At 28.0% G+C, this 1,065-nt stretch carries 2 protein-coding genes; both read right to left on the bottom strand.

From position 1 onward, the window contains the following. A partial coding sequence (locus tag LJD32_RS15545; RefSeq protein ID WP_318532683.1) for an ATP-binding cassette domain-containing protein occupies window positions 1–235 on the bottom strand: 235 nt, incomplete at its 3' end. Next, the coding region (locus LJD32_RS14920; RefSeq protein WP_227403839.1) for a hypothetical protein at window positions 216–1,065 on the bottom strand (850 nt) is incomplete at its 5' end. The genes LJD32_RS14920 and LJD32_RS15545, both read right to left, overlap by 20 nt.

The raw sequence follows: 1,065 nt of genomic DNA, 5'->3' as shown, positions 1-1,065 counted from the left end.
CTTTTTCTGATAAAAGAAGTAAATCTTTTTGATTAAGAAAAATTTGTCCATGAGTGGCTTCATCTATCGTTGATAAGATATTAACGAGAGTTGTCTTTCCTGAACCAGAGGCACCCATAATACAAATAAAATCACCTTTTTCTACTTCAAAATCTAATCCATTTAAAGCAACCTTGGGATGAACACCATAAGGATTATAAACTTTCTTTAAATTTCTAATTTCCATGTAACTCATAATTTTGACCTCTTTTCTTTAAATAAACAATCAATTCAGCCATTCCATAAGGAACAACAAACTCAAGTAAAACAATCCCAACAAGTCCTAAATTAATCGATGCACGAATTAAAAAAGTACACGCAATACTTAAAATATAAATACCTGCAAAGATCCATAAAACGACATAAAATCCATTTCCTTCTTTATAAGATATTTTCTTAACATCTTGATTTGTAAGTCCCATCTTACATAAGTTTTTAAAATGTTCTTTCTTTTCTAAAGCATCAATATCAAAACGACTGACAACACTTAAACATAAAACAAAATTAATTAAGACAGCGCCAATGTGTAAAGCAATATGCAACATCTTCATATGAAGTGATGAGAAAATAAATGTTGGAATTAAAATTACTGCAAGCATAATAAAGACAATGAGTAATTTACTTTGTTGCATAAATAAAGCTAAATCACCTAAAACAATCGTATCTTCTCCTTTTAGATTCAATGAATCAACCATTTCATTTAAAGTATGAGGAATGAAATAATAAAACAAACCATAAGCACTGATAGCTCCAATACAAGAAGCAATCGCAAATCCTGCATCTAATTCTTCTCCTACATACATCGCATAAAGTCCTAAGAAATAACCTAAAATGTAGATATAATCAGGTATGATAAATACACGATGATCTTCTTTTTGTGTTGTAATATATTTATCTTTAATGAGTGATGATAAAGAATTATTGTTGATATAGTTGATTTGCATAGCAATTAAAACAACTAAAATACAAATAACTAAAATTCCTATCATTGAAAATAATCTTGTATTAAAATAGAAAACACTTTGA

The organism is Faecalibacillus sp. TM498, from assembly GCF_020589955.1.
GTDB lineage: Bacteria > Bacillota_I > Bacilli_A > Erysipelotrichales > Coprobacillaceae > Faecalibacillus > Faecalibacillus intestinalis.
Note: the sequence above shows the minus strand (reverse complement) of the source record. Positions and strands in the feature narration are given on the sequence as shown.